Source organism: Pedobacter westerhofensis (assembly GCF_900182595.1).
GTDB classification, from domain to species: domain Bacteria; phylum Bacteroidota; class Bacteroidia; order Sphingobacteriales; family Sphingobacteriaceae; genus Pedobacter; species Pedobacter westerhofensis.
Map to the genome: position 1 here is coordinate 109,389 of NZ_FXTN01000011.1, position 23,125 is coordinate 132,513.

Genomic DNA, 23,125 nt, shown 5'->3' on the forward strand with positions numbered 1-23,125 from the left:
TTAAACAGCTAAAGAGTATCCTAAAAGTAAAGGTTACAACATTAAGATGTTGTAACTCCAATTATTTTTATTTAGTATTGCGGCTCACAATTTAGACTGATTAAGAATAACGATGAGAATGAGAACCGTATTTATGAAGCTCCTCACCATTGCAGGGATTATCTTTGGAATGTTGAGTGAAAACGCACAGGCACAGGTGACAGAGGATTTTGTCATTGAAGGCAGAATTGAAGACGAACAGGGAAAACCAATCCCAAATGTATCCGTAAAGGTAGACGATCTGAAGATCAGTACCTCAACAGATGCAAACGGACATTATATATTAAAATTAAAACCAGGAAAATACGCAGTCAGGTTTAGTTTTATCGGTTATCAGTTTCTGGTAAAGAAAGCCGATCTGACAGGCGGGAGTTTACACAACTTTAATGCAGAGCTGACTGAAGATAGCGGTCAGCTTCAAAACGTAGAGATTACAGGGAGAAAAGAGAGATCTTACAGAGCAGCCGGTACCTTTTCAGGATCAAAAACCGAAACTGCACTGAGGGATATCCCACAAGCCATCAGTTATGTAACTAAGGAGGTAATCGAAGACCAGCAGGCCTTCAGAACGATTGACCTGATCAAAAACATGAGCGGAGTAAATGCATTCTCCACCTATGACAACGACATCGTAATCAGAGGATTCCGGGCATCGAATTCATTGATAAATGGACTGAGAACAATCTCAAGCGGATGGAGTTCTTCGCTCCTGCCTTATGTAGAAAAGATGGAAGTGATCAAGGGACCGGCATCAGCATTATTTGCCAATACCGATCCGGGCGGTACTGTAAATATCATTACTAAAAAACCGCTGAATGAAGACAGAAAATCGGTGATGCTTTCTACAGGAAGTTACAATACGACAAGGATCGCGACCGACTTCACCGGCCCCATAGACAGTGCTAAAACATTCCTGTACCGGTTAAACGTGGCCTACCAGAATGCAGGTTCATTCCGTGTGTTACAGGGCAGTGAAGATATTGTGATCGCACCATCATTCTCGTTTATACCAGACGATAAAACCAAGGTGAATTTTGAGCTCGTTTATTCCAGAACCAACGGCAGGCTGGATCGCGGCCAACCGATCTTTGGTGCTGCTGCAGGATCAGGAGCAGAATTACTATACAGCACTCCCATTTCTTTTGCTATCGGAAAAGACAATGATTTCCTGAAACAGACAAATTTATTCTCCACGATCTCTGTACAGCGAAAAATTTCGGATAAGCTTAGCCTGAATGCTTCATACATGAAGTTTATGTATAAGGAAGATTTACTGGAGCACAGAACATCCAACAATTATGCTGTAGATGCTGATGGTGTTTCTATACCAACTTTAATGGAAATGCGCACTACCCGCCGTAACACACAAAATAATACGGATAACCTGACGCTCTATGGGGCTTATGATTTAAAAACGGGCGCTGTTACACATAAAGTACTGCTGGGATATGATTATATTCAAAGTGTATTTCCAAAGGATAATAATTCGGCTTTTAATGCCAGAGGGTACCGTAATGCGGCAAATGACGGTACAATCAACAGCTATAATCCGGCAAACCGCGACAGGTACCTGATCGTAAATAACAGGCCCGTTCCTAACGTACCGCATTTCGATCTGACCAATCCTGATTATTCCTTCTCCGAAATCAGTGAATATTTCAGCAAATCAGAAGCCAATGAAAATACGCCGAGCAAATATTATGTTAACGGTGTATATGTACAGGATCAGATGAAATGGAAGAACTTCCAGGTTTTACTGGCCCTGCGCAAGGAGTATTATGTTGATCTGATCAACGCAGGAGAGAGTGATGAACAAAAAGTAGATCAGTCGGCCCTGTTGCCAAGGGTTGGTTTAGTTTATACTCCTATAGCGCCACTGAGCATTTATGGAACGTATACGGAAAGCTATCAGCCTCAGGGGGCTTCAACAGTAGGCAACGTTGCAGTTTATGGCGGACCATTTGATCCTTTGCAGGGAAAGATGATTGAAGGTGGCGTAAAAATGGAATTGTTTGAAAAACGACTGGCGATCAATATTGCGGCATACCGCATTGAAGAAAAAAATATTTTGATCAATGCCAATAATGGCGAAAATCCCGATCTGTTGCGTCAGGTTGGTGAACAGCGCTCTACAGGAGTTGAAACAGACATCTACGGTTCAGTAAATCCAAACTTAAGTATCATCGCAAACTTTTCTTACAATAAAGCAGTTATTACAGAGAGCGACATTACTTCAGAGATTGGGACATTAGTGCCAAACGCTCCACGCTCCCAGGGAAACATTTGGGCCAAGTATGTATTTACAGGCGGAGAAGCTAAAGGTTTGGGTATCGCCCTTGGCAGTAACTACGTAACCAAACGCAATACCCTGAACCAGGCCTTGCAGCTGCCGGGTTATACCTTGGTGAATGCTGCATTATCTTATACCGTTAAAAAATTCAAGATGGCCGTTAACTTTAATAATATCTTTGACAAAACACACTGGATTGGAGGATATGATTTTAACAGGTTATTCCCCGGTACTCCAAGGAACTACATGACCAGTATTGGATATATGTTCTAGTAGACAACGCATATGGCTTCGTTCGGGCTTTGCTCTGGATGTCTGCGGTACATTCAGTGTTTATGTTTAGTACTCGTAGTGTTTTTGCTCAATATACAAGGGCAGTTTGCAAGACATCGGCAGGGGGTTGACAGGCAAAAAAAGGCATTTGAGCCTGTCAACCCCCTGTCAACAGCCTGTTAACAGCCTGTTAATACCTAATGGAAACTAAAGGAAAACTATACCAAGGGTTGACATGCCAAGTACACTACCCAAATCAGTCCCGAACATATGATGATGGGCCAAAAGGCATTGGAATAAAAGCAATGTTTCAGGAATATGAAGGTCAAATTCCTTAAATTTGCAGTATGAGTACTGCGACTACTGCCACTTCTATATTTGACAAAATACTAAATTTTATTGACTATACCAATCAAAATATTTTTCTTACAGGAAAGGCAGGAACTGGAAAAACCACGCTTTTAAAGAAGATAAAAGAGACAAGTTCAAAAAAAATGGTAATCGTGGCTCCTACCGGAGTAGCAGCGATGAACGCCAAAGGCACTACGATCAACTCATTTTTCCAGCTGCCGACGGGCTCTTTCTTTCCCGGCGATATTAGTCTGCAAAATCTGCAGGCAGGCTTTATGTCCATTCAGTCACTGGTTTCAGATTCTAGCTATAACAGGGAAAAGATGAACCTTTTTCTGGAACTTGAGCTGCTGGTCATTGATGAAGTATCGATGGTACGCTGTGACCTGATGGATGTGATCGATTCAATATTGCGTTTTGTAAGGAAGAACAATGCTCCTTTCGGGGGTGTCCAGCTCTTATTAATCGGGGATCTGTATCAGTTGCCCCCGGTGATCAGAAGAGAAGAATGGTCATTCCTGAAAACGGCTTATCGTTCGCCTTATTTCTTTGACAGCCATGTCATCAGCAGGCATCCCCTTTTGCAGGTTGAGCTCACTACCGTATTCCGCCAGACTGAACCGGAATTTATCAATATCCTGAATTCAATCAGGAATAACCAGATCGATGAAAGCACGCTCAGGTTGTTAAATCAGCGTTTTGATCCTCAGTTTACAGCTTCTGAAGAATTAAACCCCATTATTATCACTTCGCACAATGCGGAAGCAACAGCGATCAACAAAGAAAAACTGGATGCCCTCCCGGGAGAAGAATATACCTTTAATGGTGAACTGAGCGGTGAATTCAGGGAAGCGGGACTGCAGGCTGAGCAGGTCCTGAAACTTAAAGAAGGTGCGCAGGTCATGTTCATCAAGAACGACACAGGCGATGACCGGAAATTCTATAACGGAAAGATCGGTAAGGTAAAATCCATCCGGGATGGCGAGATCTGTATCTCCTTTCCTGATGATGAAGATCTGATGCTGGAACGGACCTCCTGGCAGTCTTTTGAGTACAAAACTGACCCGGAACAAACCATTGTACAGCAACAGGTGGGAGAGTTCTCTCAGTACCCTATTAAACTGGCCTGGGCGGTGACCATACATAAAAGCCAGGGTTTAACATTCGACAGCGCTATTATTGACGCAGGAAAATCCTTTGTTGCCGGTCAGGTCTATGTGGCCTTGAGTCGTGTAAGAACACTTAACGGACTGATCCTCCGCTCCAAAATCAATACTGAAAGCTTAAGGTCTAATCCGGAAGTAATCGCTTATATGAACCCTGCAACTGAGGAAGATATGAATGGGATTATGGTGATTGAGCAGGAAAAGTTTATTCTGCAGCTGGTGCTGCACCATTTTACCTTCAACCAGATGCTGATCGGGCTGGAGGCTATCCTTTCGAATGCCGAAATTGTAAAAACCAATCTTCCCGAATTCAGGACTTTACTGGCACAGCTTAAAAAATCAGTAACAGATCTGATGGGCCTGTCGGAACGTTTCCAGAATCAGGTAAAGAATTTGCACAGGGAAAGTGGCTTTGCAGACCAGGAAGCCTTGCAAACCAGGATTGAATCTGCCGTGACTTATTTCAGCAAAGAAATCAATTCCTTACTGCTCACGCATGTCAATAAGAATATCCGGATCAAACCAAAAAACAAGTCGGAACAGCAGATCCAGCATTCCTTTCAGAAGTACAGGCAAATTATCGAAAACAGGATCAACCTTTTGCAGGTAGCTTCGGGTTTGCTGAAAATGCCGGTTAAGCCTGAAGATTATACTGCCTGGATCAGTAAACATAAATCACAATTACTGATCAAACCGGATTCATCCAGAGGAGGTCAGCAGGCGGCAAATAATCTTCAGTTGTTTTAAGAGCTTACTTAAAGAAGTAGCTCACATGAAACAGTGAAGCGAATTTAGTTCCGGGGGTAAATGCAATGCCATCAACAGCGGCCTGTCCTTTTAACCGCGTTACAGTCTCAAACTGCGTTTCTTTCCATTTCACGTTAAAAAGGTTGCTTACCGTTAATCCAATTTCATATCTCGCTTTGGTATAGTTCAGCACCAGATCGTTGATAAAATATCCTTTTGCCACCAGGCTGTTATCTTCATTTGCCGGTCGGTGTGCCAGGTAACGGTAACGCAGGCTGCCGTTAAAGCCCTTTTTCAGAATATACGTTAGTCCGCCCGTACTGCTCCATACCGGTGCCAGTGGAATATAGTTTTCTCCTTTGGGATCATCCATTGATCTGCCATGTGCATAGTTAAGATCTACATCAAAATATAAAGTACTGGCCGGCTGATAACGCGTAGATAAATCAAAGCCCACACGGCGGGTACGCCCGCTGAAATCTACCGTACCGCCATCGCCGGAATACACGTACTCTTTTTCCAGATAACTATACCATACCGCAGCATTTACGATCAGGTTTTTTACAGGTTTGAATACTGTTCCCAGATCCGCACCATATAATGCAGGCAGCTTTTTGTAGCCTGTCTCTGCTACAACCACACGGGCATCGTTGGAATGGAAGCCTTTGCCCAGTGACAGATAAAACTGGCTTTTATCAGATGCCTGGTAATAAAAATTAACCTTGGGGCTTACTGTATTATTGTTTGCTTTATAGAGCCCTGCTCCATTCAGCGTAATGTCTGAAGCAAGTTTGTTGTTATACTGATAATAAAACTGATCAAACCTCAGCCCCGCATTGACAGTAAATTTTTCTGTAAACCTGAAAGTTTCACTGATATAGGCGCCAGCGCTCAGCTCTTTGATATCGCCCAGTTTAACAGGGTTGATCAGGGTATAACGGTTGATCGTATGTGAAAGTTCTGAATCGGTTGTTTCGTCCAGTCGGGCGTTGAGTCCAAAGTCGGTACTTACTTTGATACTTCCGAGGTAACTTTCATGCTGGTAACTGCCTTTGTAGCCATATAAATTGCGTGCTTCACGCTGCCTGATTTCATCTCCGTTTAAACTATCTACGAGGAAAAACGTAAAGTTTGTATGCAGGTCGAACTTGTACTTTGAATAATACAGCTGATTCTTAATGATATCATGATTGGCCAGTGTAGTTAACAACTGTGCATTTACATTGCTGCGCGATGTTACGCCGCCTTCATTGGGATCCAGCGCCCCGTAATAGGGTACCACTCCGGCATCAACGGCACTTTCAGGGATTTGTCCTGATGCATCCCATTTGCTGTACATCGTGGATGCTGAAACAGTTAACCAGGTTCTTTCAGATAAAGCCCCGTGATATTTCGTAAAGAAATTGAAACGGTTGAAATGCTGCGGATTTACAAAATAACTGTCACTGTAACGGTACTCAGAAGCAGCATACCAGGACTGGCCACTGGTCTTTGCCTTTTCACTCAGCAGGTCCATCATTCCCAAGATGCGATAGGTATTAAACTGACCGCCCTCAACTTTCAGCACATTGTTACTGATAGCATTTGCGGTATGGAAGTCGACAAAGCCTGTGGTAGCGAAATCTGCTTTTTCTGCATCGTAAGGGCCTTTTTTATAGGTAGTACCGGCGATAGTTTCGGGAATAATAAAATGGCTGTCGGCATACCCCTGCCCATGTGCATGTGAGACCATATTAACAGGCATACCGTCAACATTTAAACTGATGTCGGTACCATGATCGTTGTCAAAGCCCCGCAAAAAAATCTGCTCTGCCTTTCCTCCACCCTGGTGCTGACCGATGAATAAGCCTGGCACAATGCGCAGTACTTCCTGCGAGTTGGAGATATTCCTCATTTTAATATCTGATTCACTGATCATTTTATAAGGATTGGTAGAATTTGCAGTAATGATTACGTCAGAAAGCTGGGTTTGCTTCGGAACGAGGCTAAATAACTGTCCGTTCATGAAATTAGTGGTTACCAGCTTTTGATAACCTACTCCTGTGATGACGACCGACTTCACAACACCAGGAATATTTTTAAACTGAAACTTCCCGTTTTCATCTGTAATGTCTGTGCGGTTTGAGGGAAACAGCAGCACGGTAACCCCATTAACTGGCAGATGCGACGCACTATCTGTCACTTTACCGGAGAAATCTTTTTGTTGTGCAAGCAGCGGGCTGAAAGGTAAGATCAGAAATAAAAATGGTAACAGTTTGTTCATGTATTCTTCGCGGTTTGTTTTTAAAGCTGCATTTCAAATGCAGCGCAATCATTTTGATCAGCGCTCCGCTAAAACCAGATGCAAACACAGGAAAAACGGGTATGATGTACAGGACGCAGGTATCCGGCTGGATTGCGTTCTTAATATAACCTGACCCAAGCTTCAAACCGCGAAAGCATTGTCAATTCAGTAAGGGCAGGTATCTGACTTATAACTTTACAGTTACTTACAGTTGCGCGACAGCCCATGATTTACACATGGTTCCCTTTGGTATACAGCTATGTATACCCCTACTGGTTGAATAATTTTAGTGAAGAACTCATCATGTTCAAGCATCAGCCTGAACAATATGCCGCGAATGTACAATAAAATATGATACTTAGAGAGATTTCTATTTCCTGGTCAGTCTCTTCGCTTGACTACACTTTCCTGCAAACAAAAAAACCGTACCAGGAAAACTGATACGGCTTGAATAAGGTATTCCACGAAATTCCTATTGATAACCCGGATTCTGGATATACAATCCTGCCGTAGTCTGCAATTCTGCAGCCGGCACCGGATAGATCACATAATTAGGAACAATCTCATTGATTTTGGTGATTGCATCAGCTGTACGCCATGTATTCATTTGCGTAACAGCCAACCCTTCTCTAACCAGGTCGTTCCAGCGAAGCCCTTCACCAAGGAACTCGCGCTGACGCTCCGCCATCAGTGTAGCCAGCGTAACATTTGATAAAGAACCCACACCTGCCCTTGTGCGTACTTTGTTCACGATAGCATCCACATCCGCCTGCGAACCTGCTGCCCCGTGAAGGATACATTCCGCTTTCATCATCAGCACATCAGTATACCGCAGCACAATAAAGTTGATCGGCCAGTCTGTACCTGCAGTTCCCTTTTTAGTAACATCAATATATTTTTTAATAAAGGGGCTGGCCGTGTAAGTTGTTGCCACGTTAAACGGATAACGCAGATCAGTACCACTCACGGTGTTGGTCGTATACGAATTCTTCAGGCTCGTAGTTACCGGAAAAGTACTTGTACCATAGCCGTTACCAAATGTATTAGAGATTCCCAAGCTCACCCAGTACGCTACAGGTACAAGGTGCGACGGAAAACTTGCGCCATTCAGACTACTTGCAAACTGAACATCAAATACTACCTCGCTGTTGTTCTCATTGGTATAGGAGAAGATTGAGCTGTAGCTGCTGCCAAAGCTGTAAGGACTACCTGTGATGATCTCATCAAACAGCGCCGATGCTTTACTGTACTCATTACTGTTTAATCCCGGACCCTCAACACCATAGGTTGGTCCGGATTTAGTCAGGTATACTAAGCCAAGAATACCTTTTGCTGCATAGGATGTTGCCCGTCCGAGATCAGTACCGGTAAAACTGGCGGGCAGGTTTGCCGCAGCGTAAGTAAGATCAGACTCTATCAGCGCATATATATCGGCAACGGGACTTCTCGGAATAGTATTTACCTCAGTTGCTGTTTTCGGCGTAGAGATCAAAGGCACTTTTCCATAGAAACGTACCAGCTGGAAATAATAGAAAGCGCGCAGGAACCTGCATTCTGCGGTATAGCGCGTTACCAGTGCGGCACTGCCGATGACACTGCCCTTGGTTTCAAGGGCCTGCAGCACACTGTTTACATTGAATATTCCGTTGAAATTATTCTTCCAGGCATTGGTGATGAAACCAACTGTGGTAATGTTAGGTGAAAAGTTATTGATCCCGTCCCAGTCCCTGTTACCATCAGAGGTAGCATTGATGTTATCGCTTCTCATCTCCCCCAGCCATAAAGCCTGGCTCGGATAAGCGCTGAGCTGTGAATAGGCACCATTTACGGCCTGCAGAAAATCGTTATTGTTGGTATAGAAATTTTCAGTAGTTACACTTGATACCGGAGTTTGATCCAGTTGTTTTTCGCAGCTGCCCAAAAGGATGAGCAGTGGAAGTAAGAGTAAGTATATTTTCGTTTTCATGTTCTTGTTTTTAATATTAGAAGCCAAAGTTTACACCGATGGAGGCTGTTTTACTCAATGGCATAGAGCCATAATCTCCGGCAACGGCATAACTGGTATTCCCGCTCACATTGGTATTCTGTGCTTCTGGGTTTGCCCCACCGGTATATTTATCATGTGAGAAATAGTTTTCCAGTGAGATGTAAATCCTGGCAGAGCCTATAGATGGCGTTTTAAATAACTTTTTAAGGTTATAACCCAGTGTAATATTCTGTACACGGAAGAAATCGGTAGAGTAAATCCAGTCTGACGTTACATTGGGATAGGTATATGCAGCACCTAGCTTACCTCTGGCAGCATCTGCATCAGGATTAGCTGTAGTCCAGCGGTCCCTGTAAACCCCCAGGATATTTGCAGTGGTACTTCCCGAAACATCTACTGCGCGGCCTAAGTACGACAGGATTGAACCACCATGCTGTCCATACAATTGTACGCCCAGGTCAAAGTCCTTGTATTTAAAAGTGTTTGTCCATCCCCAGGTGTATTTGGGAGTAGGCTGGCCACCGATGACCCTGTCGGCCGCAGTGATTTTTCCATCGCCATTGGCATCGTAATATTTTTCATCACCCACCGTTTGGCCACTCACCTTGGCTACTTTCGCATCTGCAATGTCTGCTGCTGTCAGGATCCCTGTAACTTTGGTTACATAGTAACTGAATGCAGGCAAACCTTCTCTCAGCAGGTATGGCGCATTACTGCCGCTATATGCCGAAGCAATTTCGATATCAGCATGTGTAGGGCCAAGATCAGTAACGGTATTTTTATTAAAAGCGATATTGGCATTCATCGACCACTGGAAATCCGGGGTCCTTACGTTGACCGTATTTAAGCTGAATTCCAGTCCTTTATTCACTACAGCACCTATATTCTGAAGACTGGTACTAAATCCACTCGCGGTAAGCACAGGAAGGTTTAACAACAGGTCTGTGTTCTTTTTATGGTACGCATCAAAGGTAAAATTGACACGGTTTCCGAACAAGCCCAAGTCTAGGCCTGCGTCATAGGTACTTGAGGTTTCCCATTTCAATCCTTTGTTCGCTAAACCAGAGACTACCTGTCCTGTAGCGCTCGTTGGCGTATTTCCGCCAAACACATAGCCTGTACTGGTTAAAGTAGGAATGGAGGCATAATCGCCGATGTTGTTGTTACCGGATTTACCCCAGCTTAATCTGAGCTTTAAATCACTGATCTGTCTGATGTTTTTCAGGAAGGACTCTTCCGACACTTTCCATCCTGCAGAAACCGAAGGGAAAGTACCCCAACGATTGTCTGAACCAAATTTGGAAGAGGCGTCTCTTCTGATCGTACCCGACAACAGGTATTTGTCTTTGAAGGCATATTGTAACCTGCTGTAATACGAAAACAGGGTATTGTTGGTTTCTGATGATGTACCTGTAGTGGTAACCCCTGCGGCATTGGCTATCGCATTGTTTAAGGTAGTAACCAGGTCGTTGGCAAAGCCTCCGGCCGTTGCCAGACTCACGCCTTCTGTGTGAACGATGTTGTATGATACACCGGCTACTGCAGAGATCGTATGATCATTTGCAATGGTTGTGGTATAGTTTACAGTATTCTCGTTTAAGAAATTCTGTTTTTTCTGTACAAGGTACGCTCCTGTAGAGTACAGGCCGGGATTGGTGGCTAAAGCCGCAGCAGCACCTACGGTAGCCTGGTCTGAAGTATATTGTTTGGTGTTCCTGTCTACATTATCATAGTTGACCGTTGATTTAACTGATAATCCTTTCAAAATCTGATAATCTGCATAAACAGAAGTAAGCAGCCTTGATGTTTTTACCGTGTTGATTGCCGTCTCCAGGTAAGCATATGGGCTGATCAGTTTCGGACTGGCCCAGGTATAAGTGCTGGTACCGTACGCACCTGAATTGATCCCTGTAGAACTTTCTACAATTGGTACCATCTGGGCGAGTTTCATCAGCTGGTTATCCTTACCTTCTGCCGGGGGAGCATTATTAATTGAATACGAAGGCGCAAGATTTATACCGAATTTCAGCTTTTTAGTGGCATTGGCCTCGATGTTTGCACGTATCCCATAGTTTTTAAAGTTGGAATTGATCAGCGTTCCATTTTGGTTGAGGTAATTACCGGAGATAAAGTAATGTACATTTTCTGAACCCCCACTGGCAGACATTTCGTAGTTCTGATATACTGCAGCGCGGTAAACCTCATCCTGCCAGTCTACATAATCCAGTCCGGGGTGACCTGCTATGGCCCATCTCGGATCTGTCATATAGGTTGTATTGATTATTCCGGGAGTACCCAGGATTGCTGCCCGCTCTGCATTGGTTTGCGTGGCAGTTCTGCCGGTACCCGAGGCTACCCATGCAGAATTTGCCAGTTCTGTTGCCTGGGCCACCCATTCGTCTGCACTTAACAAATCCAGTTTCCTGGAAACTTCTGCCACACCGGTATTGGCGTTGAAGCTGATTTTGGCTTTTCCGGCAACGCCTCGTTTGGTGGTGATGATCACCACACCATTTGCCGCGCGTGATCCATAGATTGCACCGGCAGCGGCATCTTTTAAGACCTGTACACTTTCAATATCATTAGGGTTCAGGTTGTCCAGCGGACTGTTGGTGATGCCTCCGGATGAGGACTGACTGGCGACATCCAGCGGAAATCCATCCAGCACGTACAGCGGTTCATTTCCTGCCGTGATGGAACCTGTTCCGCGCACCTGGATACTCAATCCGGCACCCGGCATTCCACTTTGCTGTCTTACCTGCACACCTGCCATCTGGCCGATCAGTGCCTGTTCTACTCTTGCTATTGGTTTTTCTTCAACATTTTTAGCGTCGAAAGAGGCAACTGATCCTAATACATTCCCTTTCTTCTGCGTACCATAGCCCACTACCACCACCTCATTGAGATCGCTCTGATCCGGTGCCAGCTTAACCGCCAGGGGCTGCCCGCTGTATACTACTTCTTTAGTTTTGTAACCAATATAAGTAAATACCAATGTTGGCTGATCCTCGGCAGAAACGATCTGGAACTCCCCGTTACTGTTGGTAGAAACTACCTGTTTGGCACCTTTAACACGGATACTTACGCCCGGCAGCGGAAGGTTTTTCTCATCGGTTACCGTTCCCTGAATGGTTACTGCGCTGCTTGCACTTGTTTTGGAGATGGCTACCAGGTTTCCTTCCATCACCCTGAAAGTAAAACTGTGGGGTGCCAGAATAGTATTCAGCACTTCTTCCAATGAAGCATCTGTAACATTGATATTAATCTTTTGGGCTGTAGGAAAGAGGTTATTACTATAAACAAATTTATAGTCTGATTTTTTCTCAATAGCTCTCAGCACGATATCAGGACTGGCATTCTTTAGTGCAATGCTGATCCTGTTCACCTGAGCGGTAACGTTTGCCGAAACCTGGACCAATGAAGTAAGTGTAAATATTGTGGTAAGCCTGAGCAAAAGAAAAGTTTTTGACAGCGTCAGGCCATAGTGGTCCTTACCGGACTTTCCGGTTATTTTCATAAATTTAACATGATTAAGTGAATTATTATTCCGGATGCAACGCCAATTGATCTCCGGTTATATGATCGAAATCGGGGAAATACTATAGTATTTCCCTTTTTTGAAGGTTAATAGATAATGATCGTTTCTTCCCCCTCCTTTCTGTACTCAAATTCATTGCTGAACTGAAGTGCATTTAGTACTGTGCTGATGCTGGCATTATCAAAAGTGCCTGTAAACCTTTCGTCCTTATATGCTGGATTCTGAATGATAATTTTAATACCGTAAACTTTTTCAAGTTTGGTGGTGATAGACTGCAGGCTTTCATTTCTGAAACTGAAGGCCTGTTTTGTCCAGGCTGTTTCTGCAATAAATGCCTGATGTTCTTCATGGGCTATGCGCTCAACTGTAATTTCTTGTTTTGCATCAGGCCCATTCCTGTCGGCTGTGATCAGTTTTTGGAAAGGTTTAAGTATAACTTTCTTTTTTGCCCCCTGATTGACTGTTACTTCTACCGAACCTTTGAGCAGGGAAGCTTCAGTTTTATCATTGGGATAGGCTTTCAGGTTAAAAACAGTACCTAATACTTTAACATCAATATGATGGGTATGCACGATGAAAGGCCTGCCTGAATCGTGTTTCACTTCGAAATACCCTTCGCCGCTAAGCCAAAGTTCCCTTTTGCTGCTGCTGAACAGGGCAGGATATTCCAGTTTACTTTCTGCATTGAGCCACACAAGGCTGCCATCGGGCAGTGTAACATGGTGCTTTTTATCTTTTTGGGTAACGATGCTCAGCAGTTGAGCTGCAGGGCCGGCAGCCTCTTTTTTTAAGATCAGCCATGTGCTCAGCAAGATAAATACCAGGGCTGCAGCAATGCCAGGCCAATAAAAATAGGTCTTGATGGGGCTTGATGCGGTACTGATCTGAGCATTAATCTTCTGCAGCAATTCAGCATTTCCCGGAGCGCTAAGTTGCCCGTCTTCAATGGATTTTTGCTGAAAAGAATCATACCAATCAAAGAGTTCCTGCTCTTCTTCCGGGCTGGCTGATCCATTAAGGTGCTTATCCATCAATTTATTAAATTGTTGCTTAGTCATTAGTAGTAAGTGTTGAAAAGAGAACGTTGCCCCCAAAGGGTGATGCTAATAAATCAGCCTATTTGCAACAACAGAGAAAGACAATAAAAAAGACAGGTAAAAAATCGCTGAGGCCGGTACGAAGTTTACGTATGGCGATGGTAATCTGATTTTCCACTGTTTTTGGAGAAATTGATAACTGCAGGCTGATCTCACGGTTAGTGAGGCATTCTACACGGCTTAAAGTAAAAATTGTTCTGCACTTTTCCGGCAGTTCAGAAAGACCCGAAAAAAAAGCAGTGGAGACTTCCCTTTCTGCCAGTGCATATTCAGTATTCCTGCATAAAGGAAGTTCGTGTTCAACCTCAAATATATCCGTATGATTTTTGCCTGAGCGCAATACTTTAAACACCTGAAATCTGGTAATGGCATAGAGATATGCATTTAAAGATTCGATTTGCTGGGTGCCGCGCTTGCTCCAGAGCTGAAGAAAAACTTCCTGGATAACGTCCTTACTCTGAACATCGTCCTTCAGCATTTTAAAGGCCTGTAAATACAGGCGGTTTGCGTACTTATGATACAATTCGCCAAAGGCGGCTTTATCATCCTCTCTTAGCAATCCGAGCAGCTCCTGATCTGTACGAGTTGCAGTTTCCATATCTTATTTTGTTTGTCTGCGCCAAATATACAATAAGTTCTATATAATTAGTAGACTTTACAAAAATGTTTAAATATTTCTGCTAAATTGTATTAGCTAAATTGCTCCCAGCGTTTTGAGCAGGGTTCCGGCGCTCGAAATAATAACCAGTATACCCACAGCGATCAGAATTGTTTTTGTATTGAGTTTGCCGGCAAGTTTCGCAGCGATGGGCGCGGCAAGCACTCCGCCAATGATCAGGCCTGCAATTGTTTGAATATGGCTGGTGCCTAAAATGATGAAAAATGTGACTGCGCTTCCCAATGTCACAAAAAATTCCGTGAGGCTTACTGTTCCGATAATATACCGCGGGGTTTTCCCTTTCGCAATGAGCGTACTGGTAACCAATGGGCCCCAGCCTCCGCCTCCAAAAGAATCAAGAAAACCGCCCGCTCCGGCAAGCCAGCCGGCATGTTTAACCTTTCGCGATTCATTCTTCTTTTTAAAAGCATTCAATAAGATCCTTGCCCCCAGCAATAAGGTGTATACCGATAAGACAGGCCTGAGCCAGCTTCCATATGCTTCGCCGAGATAACACAGCAATACTGCTCCTATGATTGCGCCAAGGACACCCGGTAAGAGCAGGGTTTTAAAAAGTTTCTTATTGATATTGCCAAACCTGTAATGACTAAAACCGGAAGCTCCGCTTGAAAACATTTCGGCAGTATGAATGCTGCCGCTGATGGCGGCGGGATTTAATCCGGTGGACAGCAGGACAGTTGTTGAGATCACACCATATCCCATTCCCAGTGCCCCGTCTACCAGTTGTGCAATAAAGCCGGCAAGCAACATCCAGCCAAAAGCCTGCTCCAATCCTAAAGTTTTCCCAAACGCACTGAAAGCATTGATCAGGCTGGTCATCGGGTAAAATGAAGCAATCAGGTGCCCGATAATCATGAATGCGAGCGCAAATAAACATCTTCCGGCAACAATTCGCCAGTACTTTTCATCCTTGCGGACATCATTTCCTATTACAGGTCCCTGTTGTTCCTTTATAATTTTATCCTGAGCCGCGCCTTTATGATCCTGCATATTTTACCGGTAAATCCTGGGAGCAAATATAAAAGAATTAATTAAAGACTACTGATTTAGTAGTGTATTAATGTGAATTGCCCGGTTGTTGCCTGAAGCGCACTGTGTATTGTATCCTCAGCACCCTTTCCAAAGATTTCCAGTAGAATGTAGACATGATCTCTTCCACCCTGTGTATCACTTCATTGAGATCATGGCCTTGCACGATATAGTTTTCTCTTCTGAAAAACCTGAAGAATAATCTTTGTTTGCGTTCATTCAATTTGCGTGTTCCCTGGTCACTGGTCAGCATATTGTGCATTGCATAATTCTCCACCAGATCAGCAGTGATCTTGCCGGAAACCGGATCTTTCAGCACCAGGATCTCCCTTGAATTCATCAGGGACGAAAAGCAGAAATAACTATACAGATTGGGCTGTAATCTTGCCTGATATTTAGACAGGAACGCGCTGAGATCGATAGACAGCTCAAAATCCCCCTCAGGGAAATACTTTACAAATTCCTCTTTAAAGCAGACAAATAAATTTTCGGCAAGCCTTTCTTCACGAAAGATAGATAAGCAAATCGTTAATGCGGTGGTGAACAATCTGTTTCCCCCCTGCTCTCCCCAGCCAAATGCACATTCATAGAATGGCCGCAGCCCGAAGCCCATTTCAGGAAGGATTTCAATTCCATTTACCCAGAGCCTCCCGATGGTCTCAGTGCCTGAATGTGCAGGGCTGACTGTAAAGAGACGGCCTGTAATTAAATGTATATTGGTAAGGCAGGCTTTTTGCATAGCGCAACTACTTCGCATTTAAGATTACTAAAAGGCTGGCAGCCGGCAAGAGATGATTAATCGCCAAGTTTCCGAGCCGACCGCTCAGCCAGTTTTTATTGGTGTGTGATACCTGTTTGCGAGCGGATGGCTGATAAGAAATATAGGGCCGGCCACTTGCTTGTTTAATGTAACAGAGGTTCTGGTAAACCTACATGCTTTTTTCAAAGCATGCCCCTACAATAAACATAAGCAAGCAACCGACCCTATATTTATAGGGTCCAGCTGCCTGACTTATCTCGCAGGGTATTGAAATTTACCAGATTTCTGTTACGAGGTTCGTCAAGCTTAATCATTCAATCTGAAAAAGCTAAATTATAAATTTTGATTCAATCGTTAATTCATTACATATCTATTTGGTTAGTTATCTTAATTAATGTAGAGTTATTTAATGCACAAATCATCACAATTCTACATAATAAAAACAAATATCTACATTTATGTAGATTAATAAAAATAAAATGTAGAAAATTTTCAAACATTAAACTTTTACCTTGTTTATAGTGAAAAACGAGGATTTTAAGAAACACAAAGGCGAATATCTAAATGAGCTGGTCCGTAAAAAAGGGATCAAGATTAAAGTATTGACCGAGGCCGCAGGCTTCGACCGGTCTACTTTTTACAATCATATCAAAAGGCGGAACCTTCCGTTTGGGATACTTTCAAAGTACGGCCAGGTGCTTAACCATGATTTTGCCGAACTATTTCCGGAAATGGATACTGAAGCAAATACCACCCTTCAGCCGGCGATGAGCTATGACGAGGTGGTACAGGACAGGGATATCTGGAAAGAAAAGTATTTTCAGGTGGCCGAACTTTACCATGAGTGCATGCGGCAGCAGAAGCGTTGATCCTGAGGTTAGACGGATTCTTTTTTTGCTGCCGGATTAATCACATTCATAGCAAGCCGGGCAAGACTGGCATCTGTATGTTTTTCTTCTGCCAAACACCTTTCAAGCAGCACCTGGGCGCTGTCCTGCTCAATTTCTTCCAGCAGGGAGATCAAGCTTCCGTAACAGGCAATCTTGTAATGTGCAATAAGCTGTACCGCATAGATTATCGCGGCATCGCGTAAAGCAGTCCCGGTTTCAACTGTTTTTACAATGTCGGCAGATTTATCGCTCAGGATCTCTATGATTTTACATTTTCCCTCCCCGGGTTTTAGTCCGAGGAGTTTAAATACCGTTTCCAGACGTTCCAGATGTGTTTCCGACTCATGCGACTGAGAGAGCAAAGCAGCCTGGAGCTCCCCGGTATAGGCAGCAATTGATAAAGCCGCCGCACATTTTACAAATTTCTTCTCAGCGTTATACAAATCCTGTAAACATTCTGTGAAGAATTTAAACAATCCCCCCTCATTCAATTGATCTGCCATAAACTTAAATTTAATGAACAATCCAATAATCAATGTGATATAAACAATTGGTCTGCATAAAAGTTTAGCTAAACAAATAAGTGTAACTTTACAGGATTAAAGAATCATCATGGCAGTATTGCATAAAAAAGAAGAGAAGATAGAAGTTGTGCTGAGCAAGCTTCCGAAAGATTATACCGATAAACAGTTTGTAGAAACTTTCATACAGTTATATTCAAAAGACTGGGGAAAGATTAAAGCAAACTACATTAAACAATCACAGGATAAAGAGCCTGGTACAGTGATCAATATGCCTAAGCCGGAGCTCTATTTAAAAAGTATTTTAACAGTATACCTGGAAAATCTGAAAAAATAATCAGCACTAGTATAATAAACTGATCAAATCAGCGTCTTTATATGGAGAGCGTTAATTTAGATGACGGGGATAGGCTTCAGGCTTATCCCCGTTTCTTTTAGATCAGCTCATTCTCCACCAGGAATTCTTTTACGATCTGGAAATCAAGGAAAATTTTATCCGCAGCATATAGCTTGGTATGGTCATCTGTATTGGCCTGTATAGCGAAACAGGTTAAGCCTGCAGCTTTAGCGGCACGCAAACCGTTTAGCGTATCTTCGAAGACCAGGCATTCAGATTTCTGCAAGCCCAGTTTCTCCACCGCAAGGTTGTAAGATTCCGGATCGGGCTTACTGTTAACCACATCGCTCCGGGTAATCAGTAAACTGAAATATTTATCCAGTCCGTTCTTTTTAAACATTTCATCCACATCAGGCCTTTTACTCGCTGTAACCAGCGCCATGGTGACACCTTTGCTTTTAAAAAAATCGAGCGTATCCTGAACATGGGGCATCAGGTCAATCACGCTGGTTTTCAAGCGCTCAACTGTTAGATCTTCTTTACGCGAAATCAGCAGTTCAAGCGGCGATTCGATCTGATACAGTTCTTTTAATCTTGCCGCATTACCAGGCAAGGGAATACCGGCGTAATTTTTAAGGAAGTCTGAGTATTCCAGCTGAATATCAGATTCGGCCAGAAGCTCATTCCAGGTATTGAAATGAAAGTGTTCTGAGTCAACCAGAGTGCCATCAAGATCGAATAGCAGTGCTTTAAATTTTGTCATCGGTACAAAGTAAAAAAAAATGAGGGCCTGCCCTCATTTGTCGTGTATATTTTACACCATCCTGATTTAGTCGGGATGGTTTTATCGTTTTATTTCTGTTTGATCCAGGCTACGATATCGTTGATCAGTGGCTGCGACACGCTGGCTGCCTGCTGGTACTGGGCAACAGTGCCTTTTTCGAGTTGTGAACTGAGCAAATGGTTGAGATCAGGATAGGATTTTAGTGTAACATTGTTTTTTTTGCCCAGAGCAGCCGTCCAGATATCGAAATCTGCCTGAGAAACCTGAAAGTCGTTGCCGCCCTGTATGATCAGCATACGTTTATTTAATTTTTTTGCTGCATCAACCTGATTGTAATTATTCAGGTCTACCCAGTAAGATACGGGAATTCCCAGGATACTTGAGTCTGGCTTCATGGTTCCGGCCTGCGTGATTCTTGTCCTGTCCAGTTCTTTAATCACATCAGCCAGCTGTTTTTTTCCAGCCTGTGTAGTATCTTTTGCAGCAGCGAACATATAGTTATTCTGTTCAACCATCAGGTCTGTGAATTTTCTTGCCGGAGCTTCTGCAAGGATCAAACCCTTTAAAGATGGTGTTAGTGCAGCAATCTTGGGGGTCAGCATACCGCCAAGGCTGTGTCCAAAAAGATAGATTTGTTTCTTGTCTGCTCCCGGTACAGTTTCTGCAAGGGCAACTGCAGCCTGTGCATCGTCTATAGTCTCTTCCTTTACGGTAAATGCGCCGCCGAACTCACCCGAATAAATCATCGTTCTTTTTACATAGCGGATGCTGGCAATTCCATTTGCTGCCAAACCTGCTGCGAGATCTTTAAAAGGCTTGTTGGGGCCAACTGTTTCATCCATATCACTTGGCCCGGAACCATGTACCAGCACTACGATAGGGTAATTGGCAGCCTTCTTTGGTGTGGTCAGCAATCCAACCAGGCTATGGCCGGGAGTTTTCACATAAATTTCTTTCTCGCTGTACAGGGTTGTATCGGCATAGGCCGGGTTGAGGTATACCGCTGCAGTAGATTTAGGCCTGAGGAAAAAGCCTGCTATCTTCTCCGTTTTGTCGAAACCCATGATAAATGATTGGGTATCATTTGCAAATTTGGCATCTATAACCACTGTAAAATATTCACCCTGGGCTTTTCCCTGTACCGTTGCCGCAGATTCAAACTTGCCGTATCTCGAGTTTAATTCTCCCCAGAGCTTTTGCAGTTCTGTGGCAGGAACTTTTGTCTGTAAGTTAGCATCAAAAAAAGCATGGGCTTCTGCAAACTTTTGCTTGTCCATGAGGTCAAAAAAATCATTTGCACGGCCAAAGAGATTTAACATCCCCTGTGAAAATGATGCTGTGGTAATGAACAGCAAAAATATTAGTAGCGTAGCTTTCTTCATATTAATCATGTGCTAAATTATATAGCGTATGACCAAAGTTAATATTAATTCATTCAGATAAAATTGTTGTAATGGGATTCTGATAAAAAAAATTCCGGAAAAATGATTGTGATGTCTGGGGAGAAGAGAATTTGGGATGGGTATAAAAAAAAGAAAGGGTTGATCCATCCAGACTCATCCCTATTCTAACCAAATATAAACCTGTATGAACGGGTTTTCTCTTAAATTTCAAAGTTACTAAAATGTTTTAGCAACAAATTGAAAGTGTTTATCTCTTGTTGTTGATACAAATATACAAACTATTTAATAGTGTACAAACTACACTATAGATTTTTTTTCAAAAAAACATTTCCATGACGAATGAAAGAGCTGAAAATCTCTAAAAACCAGCCTTAAAAGGCTCAGAACGCAGTTTTTAATCTTTATTGACAAATAATTTTTTTTTCACATCTTCTTCAGTTCCGTTGAAAGGACCAGAAGATTCAATTTTAAGACTGGCCATGGCGGCACCAAACTCTCCGGCTTCCTGGATACCGGCTCCTTTTACGCGCTGATATAAATAACCAGCGATATAAGTATCACCGCAGCCGGTGGCGTCGGTCTCCACAGCAGGTTTGTAGGCTGGGATATCATAAAAAATACCATCCGCATAGATCATCGAGCCCAGACTGGCTAAGGTGACCACTACTTCCTTTACTCCCCAGCTGGCAAGTTCCATGGCACCTTCTTCTATACCTTTAATACCTGTGAGCACTTCCAGTTCAGCATCATCCGCTTTTACGGTATGTACATACTGGAGGGCTTCCTTCTTCTCAAACCAGTCTACCGCGCAAACCCTCTGGCCACTTACTTCCCGCAAATAACCCTGTACATCCAGGGAAACTTTGCCACGGTTGGAAAGGTCACGGATCAGTTCAACCGGAATATCGTTTGCCAAAAGTGGCCCCAGATGAAATATTTTTGCATTAATGTCACTCAGCTGTTCAACTGTAAAAGCATCTGCTTCCTGTAACACCCGTTGCGTCCGGTGATCAAGGTTTGCTGAATATATGTTTTCGAAATAAACGGTTTTAGCACTTGGAAAGACAATCACATCGGTACCATTGCTGCGCAGTTCGTTTACGAAAGGCATTTCAGTTTCCGCAATCGCTGTCACCAGGCCATAGTCTACATCCATCTGGCGGAGTGCGTTCGAAAAATAAAAAGAAGTCCCGCCGGCCATATGTTTTTCGGCAATGCTGGTTACTATTCTGTCTAATGTAATGTGTCCTATGCAGCAAATATCGTACATCTGTCCTTGTTTATAGTTTAACAGCTGAATAATAGAGCTGAGCTGCAAAGGTAGATAATAGCTGCTTTATCGCAAGTTTTATCTGAAGAGGCCAAAATTATCTGAACAGGTCGAAACTGTGACTGGCGTCGTTCCAGAAGTCATCAAGTGCAATGATCCTGGGTTTAAAAAACGAAATCATCGCCGGCCAGTCTTCTTCTTTAAATATACTTACGCCTTCCAGTGTTTTATAGATCCGGCTGATTGTTCTGTGGTTTTCGTCCGTTGTATGCAACTGCCATTCCCATTCTTCATGAAGGTAAGATGAAAGAATCTTCGTGAATTCCCTGAACTGTTCGAAAATCAGCTCCTGAATTCCCGGATCAGAATGTGACAGCTCTACCGCTATAGAAGCGGACCGGTGATCAGCCTGCATTTTAAAGTGCAGGTACCTGATACCGGTCTTGTAGTTTATCCAGTTTATTTTGAGCCCTTCGGCCGATGGATGAGGGGCGATATATTGTCCGAATGTGGTCCAGAAAGCTTCCTTTAATTTCGAAGCCTGCTCCTTAGAATACATAGAGATTTATTTTTTATTGTAGTGATGCTCAAGAAACTCTTCTTTGGAATCCTTGAAACTTTTAACGGGTCCTAAGGTGTACATTAAACGAATATAACACCAGGCAAGGTCAAACTGATGAGGCAGGAAGCCTGTTCTTGCGCTCACAGGATACAAATGGTGGTTATTGTGCCATTCACCTGCAACATAGCCCGGCCATAACTGGTTGATAGACATGTCCTCCCGGCTAAAATCGTAGTTGTCCCTGCGCATGTCTTTACCTTTTCCGTGTCCTTCATAGTTAAAGGTCCTTACCCCTACTGCCCAAACACCTGCTGCACCAAATACCGCGCAAACCATTCCGAAACCGCCAATCAGGAAGAATACTGCAGCCCAGAATCCCCAGTTAAGCAACCAGGAAAGCAATGTGCGGTATGGGTTGGCAATAGAGCCCCATTTCTGATATTGTTCGTAGGTATTGGGCGTTATACCCGTGTTTACCATTAGCTTAACGGCCCGCTGATAATCAGCTTCGCTTAGGTCTTTGGCTATCGGCTGATGGTTTACATCTGCCAGAAAACAGTACAGGAAGCCGCCTGAAGCATTATAGGGATCGCCCGGCATATCTGATTTCTCATGATGCACATGGTGCGAAACTACATAGATCTCTTCAGGGATCATGGATATCGTAAGGTTCTGGGTAAAAAAGCGCCAGAATTTATTTCTGAAAGTGTATGAATTGTGCGTACAGTACCTGTGGTGCCAGATAGTGCCATGTGTACCCATGATGATCATACTGTAAACAAATGCTACAGCAAGCAAACTCCAGCTGAAATACTGAAAGATGAAAAGCATCAGAAAAGGAACGGATATCAGCACCTTGGACCAGCTGTAGAAAGGCAGCCAGTTTTTCTTGTTTTTGAAGATATTGAGTCTGCTGAAAAACTCAGTAAAGATCTGTTTAGGAGTGGGTTTAGAGAGATTACCATTTGTGTCTGACCAGCCGTAAGCAGGAGGATCTAACACCACATTTAGGAATGTCATAAAAATGCAATTATTTGAATGTGTGAAAGTACGATAGTTTATTGATATATCGTGTACTATTTGGATTAAATGTTAATACATATAATGTTATTTCGGAA

The 23,125-nt window shown here is 43.3% G+C and carries 17 protein-coding genes and 1 riboswitch; of the genes, 4 read left to right on the top strand and 13 right to left on the bottom strand.

Annotated features, from left to right (window positions below; translation table 11 throughout):
• The first annotated feature begins 118 nt into the window (after positions 1–118).
• Positions 119–2,602: a TonB-dependent receptor gene (locus FN831_RS20525; protein ID WP_246101653.1), complete on the top strand. Its 2,484-nt coding sequence runs from the start codon at positions 119–121 to the stop codon at positions 2,600–2,602.
• A 347-nt stretch (positions 2,603–2,949) separates the two neighbouring features.
• Positions 2,950–4,866 (top strand): ATP-dependent DNA helicase, encoded by a 1,917-nt coding sequence (locus tag FN831_RS20530; protein ID WP_142530072.1) that lies wholly within the window; start codon positions 2,950–2,952, stop codon positions 4,864–4,866.
• A 4-nt stretch (positions 4,867–4,870) separates the two neighbouring features.
• On the opposite strand, the gene FN831_RS20535 is transcribed toward FN831_RS20530, so the two are convergent.
• The 7 genes from FN831_RS20535 to FN831_RS20565 form a co-directional block, all read right to left on the bottom strand.
• Positions 4,871–7,129: a TonB-dependent receptor gene (locus tag FN831_RS20535; RefSeq protein ID WP_142530073.1), complete on the bottom strand. Its 2,259-nt coding sequence runs from the start codon at positions 7,127–7,129 to the stop codon at positions 4,871–4,873.
• A gap of 177 nt (positions 7,130–7,306) precedes the next feature.
• Positions 7,307–7,436, bottom strand: a riboswitch (cobalamin riboswitch).
• 186 nt (positions 7,437–7,622) lie between these two features.
• On the bottom strand, positions 7,623–9,116 hold the full coding sequence (locus FN831_RS20540; RefSeq protein ID WP_142530074.1) for a RagB/SusD family nutrient uptake outer membrane protein: 1,494 nt from the start codon (positions 9,114–9,116) through the stop codon (positions 7,623–7,625).
• A gap of 16 nt (positions 9,117–9,132) precedes the next feature.
• Positions 9,133–12,654 (bottom strand): TonB-dependent receptor, encoded by a 3,522-nt coding sequence (locus FN831_RS20545; protein ID WP_246101655.1) that lies wholly within the window; start codon positions 12,652–12,654, stop codon positions 9,133–9,135.
• A 107-nt stretch (positions 12,655–12,761) separates the two neighbouring features.
• On the bottom strand, positions 12,762–13,706 hold the full coding sequence (locus FN831_RS20550; protein WP_185960559.1) for a FecR family protein: 945 nt from the start codon (positions 13,704–13,706) through the stop codon (positions 12,762–12,764).
• An 85-nt stretch (positions 13,707–13,791) separates the two neighbouring features.
• Positions 13,792–14,370: an RNA polymerase sigma factor gene (locus FN831_RS20555; RefSeq protein WP_142530076.1), complete on the bottom strand. Its 579-nt coding sequence runs from the start codon at positions 14,368–14,370 to the stop codon at positions 13,792–13,794.
• 96 nt (positions 14,371–14,466) lie between these two features.
• Positions 14,467–15,441, bottom strand: coding sequence for a sulfite exporter TauE/SafE family protein (locus FN831_RS20560; protein ID WP_246101657.1), 975 nt, complete (start codon positions 15,439–15,441; stop codon positions 14,467–14,469).
• Positions 15,442–15,508: 67 nt separating this feature from the next.
• Positions 15,509–16,219: a hypothetical protein gene (locus tag FN831_RS20565; protein ID WP_142530077.1), complete on the bottom strand. Its 711-nt coding sequence runs from the start codon at positions 16,217–16,219 to the stop codon at positions 15,509–15,511.
• A 542-nt stretch (positions 16,220–16,761) separates the two neighbouring features.
• Between FN831_RS20565 and FN831_RS20570 the strand changes: the two genes are divergently transcribed.
• Positions 16,762–17,109, top strand: coding sequence for a helix-turn-helix domain-containing protein (locus tag FN831_RS20570; RefSeq protein WP_185960560.1), 348 nt, complete (start codon positions 16,762–16,764; stop codon positions 17,107–17,109).
• A gap of 8 nt (positions 17,110–17,117) precedes the next feature.
• Here FN831_RS20570 and FN831_RS20575 read toward each other — a convergent pair whose 3' ends face one another.
• Positions 17,118–17,633, bottom strand: coding sequence for a DUF892 family protein (locus FN831_RS20575; protein ID WP_142530079.1), 516 nt, complete (start codon positions 17,631–17,633; stop codon positions 17,118–17,120).
• A gap of 109 nt (positions 17,634–17,742) precedes the next feature.
• Here FN831_RS20575 and FN831_RS20580 point away from each other — a divergent pair, with 109 nt between their 5' ends.
• Positions 17,743–17,988 carry a hypothetical protein gene (locus tag FN831_RS20580; protein ID WP_142530080.1) on the top strand — a complete coding sequence of 82 codons (246 nt, stop codon included), beginning with the start codon at positions 17,743–17,745 and terminating at the stop codon, positions 17,986–17,988.
• Between the two features lie 97 nt (positions 17,989–18,085).
• Here FN831_RS20580 and FN831_RS20585 read toward each other — a convergent pair whose 3' ends face one another.
• The 5 genes from FN831_RS20585 to FN831_RS20605 all read right to left on the bottom strand — a co-directional run bounded on the left by FN831_RS20585 (position 18,086) and on the right by FN831_RS20605 (position 23,027).
• Positions 18,086–18,751: an HAD family hydrolase gene (locus FN831_RS20585; RefSeq protein ID WP_142530081.1), complete on the bottom strand. Its 666-nt coding sequence runs from the start codon at positions 18,749–18,751 to the stop codon at positions 18,086–18,088.
• A gap of 89 nt (positions 18,752–18,840) precedes the next feature.
• The gene (locus FN831_RS20590; protein WP_142530209.1) at positions 18,841–20,154 is read right to left on the bottom strand and encodes a DUF3887 domain-containing protein; all 1,314 of its coding nucleotides are present in this window, start codon (positions 20,152–20,154) and stop codon (positions 18,841–18,843) included.
• Between the two features lie 415 nt (positions 20,155–20,569).
• A complete protein-coding gene (locus FN831_RS20595) occupies positions 20,570–21,445 on the bottom strand; it encodes a PfkB family carbohydrate kinase (RefSeq protein ID WP_142530082.1) in 876 nt (291 codons plus the stop codon).
• Between the two features lie 97 nt (positions 21,446–21,542).
• On the bottom strand, positions 21,543–22,004 hold the full coding sequence (locus FN831_RS20600; protein ID WP_142530083.1) for a DUF4268 domain-containing protein: 462 nt from the start codon (positions 22,002–22,004) through the stop codon (positions 21,543–21,545).
• A gap of 6 nt (positions 22,005–22,010) precedes the next feature.
• Positions 22,011–23,027, bottom strand: a complete 1,017-nt coding sequence (locus FN831_RS20605) for a fatty acid desaturase (RefSeq protein ID WP_142530084.1) — start codon at positions 23,025–23,027, stop codon at positions 22,011–22,013.
• Positions 23,028–23,125: the final 98 nt, after the last annotated feature.

Coding starts and splice junctions, on each gene's coding strand:
- FN831_RS20555 (WP_142530076.1), bottom strand. CDS start 14,370: ATGGAAACTGCAACTCGTACAGATCAGGAGCTGCTCGGATTGCTAAGA.
- FN831_RS20525 (WP_246101653.1), top strand. CDS start 119: ATGAGAACCGTATTTATGAAGCTCCTCACCATTGCAGGGATTATCTTT.
- FN831_RS20530 (WP_142530072.1), top strand. CDS start 2,950: ATGAGTACTGCGACTACTGCCACTTCTATATTTGACAAAATACTAAAT.
- FN831_RS20540 (WP_142530074.1), bottom strand. CDS start 9,116: ATGAAAACGAAAATATACTTACTCTTACTTCCACTGCTCATCCTTTTG.
- FN831_RS20575 (WP_142530079.1), bottom strand. CDS start 17,633: ATGGCAGATCAATTGAATGAGGGGGGATTGTTTAAATTCTTCACAGAA.
- FN831_RS20585 (WP_142530081.1), bottom strand. CDS start 18,751: ATGACAAAATTTAAAGCACTGCTATTCGATCTTGATGGCACTCTGGTT.
- FN831_RS20605 (WP_142530084.1), bottom strand. CDS start 23,027: ATGACATTCCTAAATGTGGTGTTAGATCCTCCTGCTTACGGCTGGTCA.
- FN831_RS20550 (WP_185960559.1), bottom strand. CDS start 13,706: ATGGATAAGCACCTTAATGGATCAGCCAGCCCGGAAGAAGAGCAGGAA.
- FN831_RS20595 (WP_142530082.1), bottom strand. CDS start 21,445: ATGTACGATATTTGCTGCATAGGACACATTACATTAGACAGAATAGTA.
- FN831_RS20600 (WP_142530083.1), bottom strand. CDS start 22,004: ATGTATTCTAAGGAGCAGGCTTCGAAATTAAAGGAAGCTTTCTGGACC.
- FN831_RS20590 (WP_142530209.1), bottom strand. CDS start 20,154: ATGAAGAAAGCTACGCTACTAATATTTTTGCTGTTCATTACCACAGCA.
- FN831_RS20560 (WP_246101657.1), bottom strand. CDS start 15,441: ATGCAGGATCATAAAGGCGCGGCTCAGGATAAAATTATAAAGGAACAA.
- FN831_RS20565 (WP_142530077.1), bottom strand. CDS start 16,219: ATGCAAAAAGCCTGCCTTACCAATATACATTTAATTACAGGCCGTCTC.
- FN831_RS20545 (WP_246101655.1), bottom strand. CDS start 12,654: ATGAAAATAACCGGAAAGTCCGGTAAGGACCACTATGGCCTGACGCTG.
- FN831_RS20535 (WP_142530073.1), bottom strand. CDS start 7,129: ATGAACAAACTGTTACCATTTTTATTTCTGATCTTACCTTTCAGCCCG.
- FN831_RS20580 (WP_142530080.1), top strand. CDS start 17,743: ATGGCAGTATTGCATAAAAAAGAAGAGAAGATAGAAGTTGTGCTGAGC.